Genomic DNA, 5450 nt, shown 5'->3' with positions numbered 1-5450 from the left:
GTAACGAGCATCCAGAACTACTACCCCTTCGGTATGGACCAACCCAACAGAACCTGGAATGCGAATGGCAAGTACCGCTATGGGTTTAATGGGAAGGAGAAGGATGACAATGGAGAGTGGGGCAGTGCGGTATATGATTATGGGTTCAGGATTTATAATCCGAGTATAGGAAAATTCTTAAGTGTTGATCCGTTGACGAAGGAATATCCTGAATTGACGCCTTATCAATTTGCATCTAACACGCCGATACAGGCAATCGATTTAGATGGACTTGAAGCGAAAAAAGTATTTGCGGATTTTGCTAAATGGTTTGGTTATGATTTAAGTGTTGACCAAGATCATGCAGATGATTTGAAGGAAGAGATTCAAAATCAGTCTAAGAATGCGTATCAAAGGGTCAAGCTTGAAGTTATAAAAGAAAGACTTGAGACTGTACTAGAAGCAGAGCAAACGGTAATTGATATCTTACCAGGTGGATGGTCTGTTAATGCAACTATAGATCAACAAAGGGGAAAAGAAGTAGGAGCGGATGTTGCTGTTAATGCTACATTAGAATTCGTTCCTCTTGGTAAGTTAGGTAAGTACGCAGCTAAATCACTTAAGTATTCTGATGAGATAGCAAGTGTTGTAAATAAATTCAATCCTTGTGGTTGTTTTGATGGGAAGACGCCTATTTTAACAGATAGTGGATATGTTGAAATAAAGGATATTGGTGTTGGAGATTTGGTGTGGGCCTATAATGAAGAGACAGGAGTTAAGCAGTTAAAGAAAGTTCTTAGAACCTTTAAGTATCAAAGAGATACATTGTACTATGTCCAAGTTGCTAGCGAAATTGTTAATGTAACGTCAGATCACCCCTTCTTTGTTAGGGGAAAATGGGTAAATGTCAGAAACATCAGACCTGGAGATGAACTAACAATTTATTCAGGGAAAAACTCTATAGTTGAATCAATTACCTTTAAGGTTGGAAAGTTTTTTGTCTACAATTTTATTGTGGAAGATTTTCACACATATTACGTTACTCAATTTAATATTTTAGTTCATAACGGGGGGCCGTGCGATTTTGGATTCACTTGGCAAAAATATAAAACGGTGATGACAGATGTCCTAACTAAAGGCATCCATGGGGATATATTCCATAAGAGTAAAAAAATTGGTGAAATAGGATTTGAATTATCAGAAGATGGAACTAAAGTTATATTTAATATTGTAGGTAAACCCGATAAGGAGAAAGCGAAATTATTGGAACAATATGGAAAAGAAGCTTTGAAAGATTCAAATTTTATTCCCTCGCTTCTGGAAAGAGTAGAAAGTGCAATAAGTAGCGGTCAACTTAAGGGCACTAATAGAGAAAAAAAGTTAAATCGACTTTACGAATTTCTGCAGAAAGCACAAAAGGATATTAAAAAATGAAAAAGGGTATAAGTGAATTATTATTTCAAGGCTTCTTGGGCGATATAAAAACAGGATCAGATATTAACGGTTTTAAATGTAGAGATTTAGAGCAATATCAGGTGCAGGATGGAGATATACCATCCCTTTTTAAATTTAATTATGATAAAGGCGAATACGATATTAGCTGCTTAAATGGAATAATAATAGGAATAAGTATAAAGTTTGATATTGACTTAGATGCTTTGCATAAGGTTGAGATAGAAGAAAAAAAATTTGATTTAGGCTACAAGGCCAATTTTGTTGACTTCGCCATGTTCTTAAATCAAATCAATGTTCAATGGGAATTTGATAAGATAGATACAGGCCAAAAATCGATTGGTATGCTTTTGCCTTCAAAAACAAAGGTTATGTATTCTTTTGAAAAGGATTTTTTTGGATTTTATCAGGTAGTAAATTTTAATCTTCAGTTATATAACAGTATTCGCGCAAGTAACTCCCCAGATCTGTTCTGAGTGTTCTGGTAAATTTTATAGGGTAAAGGCAAGCGGGTAAGGGAACTTGCCCTAAACTGGCGCGGATCAAGGTAGACCGACACTAGCGCAAGCGTCTCGCTTGTGCTCTAATAGGTAAGAATAACGACTAACAACAAATAGAAGTTGTAAACGAATAGAAACAATTAGCATAAGAAGCGTTAAAATCACTTTAAAACACAAGCACATTCATCAAATAAACCCCATGAAAAAACTTGTCTACTTTGTAGTCCTTATCTTGAGTTATATCACTACACAGGCGCAAACCACTTACCCCATTGTATGGAGTAATCCTATAAACGTAAATGTAAATGCAGATAATACCCTAACTAAGGCAGGTGGAGTTGCCAGTACCTTTGATTCAGGTGCTGCAAGTGAAAACCTTCTCTTGCCGAATACAGATGGATATATACAGTTTACCTATTCAGGTACGGGAAATACATACATGATCGCGCTTTCCAGACTTAACGTAAGCCCCAGCTACACATTAAGTGATTACAATTTTCATATTTTTGGAAGCTCCCTTAAAATATATCTTGGCAGTGCGGACCAAGGGATAACATTATCTTTAGTTGCAGGTGATATTTTGAAGATAGCCAGGGAAGGTGGAGTAATAAATTTCTACAAGAATACAACAGTGGTTAAAACCATAACATTGGCTAATACAAATGATCCGTTAAGGGCTGACGTTAGTATTCATACAGGTACTATACCTGTTGTCCGTAGTTCTTTTACAACAAAATTAACGGCGAAGTCCTTTATTGTTAATCCGGGCGTGTCCAATAATAATGGGATTATCAATATACAACTTGAAAACGGTACGAATCCTGTTAATTATACATGGTCGAGCGGAGAAACGGCTTCCGTTATTTCGTCTAAAAGTCGCGGGGCTTATACTGTTAATATTACTGATGGCGGTGGTCAGGCAATATCCCGTACATACAATTTAGGCTATCCGGTCAGCTGGACTAATCTTTCTAATATCTCCGTAAATGCTGACAATTCACTTACTAAAACAGATGCTGATGGGTGGGGAACATCGGGAGCATCCTCATTAAATGTATTACCGGCAAATACAGATGGATGGATAGAGTTTGTAGTAAATGAACCGGGTGCCGAGTTTATAATTGGTCTTTCTAGAATTGACAATGGCTTCAATCGCGATAAAGTAAATTACGGATGGTTTGTCAATACATCAGGAGGGATATTAATCTATGAAATGAATACAAATGCTGGATTTTCAGCAGGGATAATGAAAGGTGATATATTCAGAATAGAAAGGCAAGGGACCTTTATCAGGTATTATTTAAATGGACAAATGAAACGCGAAGTAACAGATGTTCCTTATACGACAACTTTTTTAATTGATGTTGGCGCTGCAACAAAAAATGCATCATTGCCTGTAGTCACCGCCTCGTTTGATAAAAAGATTCGGGTGCTGCCTTCTATAACATTACCTGATGCTTCTTCAAACACGTCGGGAAGCATTGCGTTGAATATACAAGGGAGTTACCCGCCGCAGAATATTTCATGGTCAAGTGGAGAGACGAGTAATATTATTACCGATAAAAACCGCGGATCATATACCGTTACGGTTAATGATGCGCTATCCAATACATTTACACGCACCTATCGCGCGGGCTACCCGGTTGAATGGGCAGATCTGCAGAATACTTCCGTTACTGTCAATAATACATTAATAAAAACTGCGGGAGGGGATGGTGCCTGGAATGCCGGTGCGATCTCATCCAATGTTTTACCTCCGTCAACAGATGGTTGGGTTGAGTGCGTAATGCCCTCAGGGAGTATTGATTGTATGTTTGGGTTGGCAAGGATGAATAATGTAGTCCTTTACCAGCGTATTGACTACGCATTCTATTTCAGCGAAGGAAATGTTTTGGTGTATGAATGGGGTACGTCGAAAGGAATTGTAGCAACACAGGAAGAAGGAGCTGTATATACTATAGCAAGGGAGGGATCAAATGTAAAGTATTACATAAACGGAGAAGTGGTACGTACAGTGGCTGCAAATACATCATACCAACTATTTGTCGATGTATCTCTTCGATCAGGAATATTTCCGCTAACAACCGTTTCCTTTACTCGTACTCCGCAAACTTATTATGCTATCGCTAATGGAGATTGGACTCAACCAAATACATGGTCATTGTCTGAGGGAGGAACTCCGGCCACCTTATACCCTAGTAGTTCTGATGAGGTACAGATAAAAGGTTATACAGTCACACTGGCTAGTGGCATTACTTCACTAGGAGTTAACATAACCGCTATTAATGAAAATACCTGTTTGAAAATAGAGGGCGCGTCTGCAGTGTTGCGGGTCAAGGGTAACGTGGTGATAAAGGGCGAAAATAACACGACTACTTCCAGGGCATTACTTGTACAAAACAATGGTAAGATTAATGTTCAGAATCCTTAAATAAAATAAGGCAATAAGCAGAGCATTGCTGAAAATTAAGTATTGTCTTTTAAATAAAACCCCATCACAAAGTTTATGCGCGAAGCAAGTTCTCAATTTGAGAAATCACAATTTGATGCCGACTTCGGCACAATGAGAACAGTAAAGCTGATAATAGATAATCATCTACCTATAATTCTTCCGAATTTAATTAATGCTTTAAGAAATCCGTCTTCTTTCTTAGTCAAACGGAAGACTAAGACGTTTCTACTACTATTGAGTTTTATTTTTCTTTCGGTTATTTCGGAGGCTCAAATTTTAGGTCCTTCATCCGCATGCCCAGGAGTTGAGGTTGTCTATAGTACAACAGCTACATCTGTTTGCAGATGGTCTATATCCCCATCAGATGCAGGGATTATTATTGGGAGTACTACATCTTCAACCGTAAGAATTGTTTTTAATAATAAATATCCTCAGGCAAGAATTAATTTAAGGAGGGGTATAATTTGTTCTGCTAGTGATGAGTTCGTAATACCAATTAGAAATTTAACCGCTTCTATTTCTGGGCCTACCTCATTTTGCACAGGGCAGGGTGTTACACTCAATGCATATAACGAACCAGGATATAGTATTCAATGGTTTAAGGATGATACGTTTGTTGGATCGGGTACATCATTATATGTTTCATCTGGGGGAGCGTATAGTATTCAAGTGAGTTATTCGACAAGAGAAAATAGATGTCCTAAGAATTCAGCTCCTCATGTAGTTACAGAAACCCAACTTACTCCAAATATAATTTCAAATAGGGATCAATCCTGTCAGGGAGGCACTACGGATTTTTTAACAGAACCTGGCATGACCTCCTATGAGTGGACAGTATCAGGAGGTACAATTATAATGGGTCAGGGCACCAATAAAATTACGGTTGACTGGCCTTTGACAAGTACTTCCGCTGATGTATCTGTTTCATACACAGATGGTACATGTATAGGAAGTCGTATAGTAAGTGTTCCCCTCAATAGTTCTCCCCATCCAACAGTATCTGAACCAGTTGGAGTATGCTCAGGGTCGACAGGGAATGTTTACACAACGGAAATGGGGATGAGTAA

General features: G+C 38.1%; 4 protein-coding genes. All 4 read left to right on the top strand.

The features are described 5' to 3' along the window. Positions 1-1413, top strand: a 1413-nt coding sequence (locus KK060_RS24405) for a polymorphic toxin-type HINT domain-containing protein (protein WP_254157826.1), incomplete at its 5' end; no start/stop codon positions are given. Then, on the top strand, positions 1410-1907 hold the full coding sequence (locus KK060_RS24400; protein WP_254157824.1) for a hypothetical protein: 498 nt from the start codon (positions 1410-1412) through the stop codon (positions 1905-1907). The genes KK060_RS24405 and KK060_RS24400, both read left to right, overlap by 4 nt. A 223-nt stretch (positions 1908-2130) precedes the next feature. Further along, a complete protein-coding gene (locus KK060_RS24395; RefSeq protein WP_254157822.1) occupies positions 2131-4362 on the top strand; it encodes a hypothetical protein in 2232 nt (743 codons plus the stop codon). Between the two features lie 75 nt (positions 4363-4437). After that, a partial coding sequence (locus KK060_RS24390; protein WP_254157820.1) for a hypothetical protein occupies positions 4438-5450 on the top strand: 1013 nt, incomplete at its 3' end.

Source organism: Chryseosolibacter indicum, assembly GCF_018598585.1.
GTDB classification, from domain to species: domain Bacteria; phylum Bacteroidota; class Bacteroidia; order Cytophagales; family Cyclobacteriaceae; genus Chryseosolibacter; species Chryseosolibacter indicus.
The sequence above is the reverse complement of the archived record's forward strand: the minus strand, read 5'-3'. Positions and strand labels throughout refer to the sequence as shown.

Coding starts and splice junctions, on each gene's coding strand:
- KK060_RS24400 (WP_254157824.1), top strand. CDS start 1,410: ATGAAAAAGGGTATAAGTGAATTATTATTTCAAGGCTTCTTGGGCGAT.
- KK060_RS24395 (WP_254157822.1), top strand. CDS start 2,131: ATGAAAAAACTTGTCTACTTTGTAGTCCTTATCTTGAGTTATATCACT.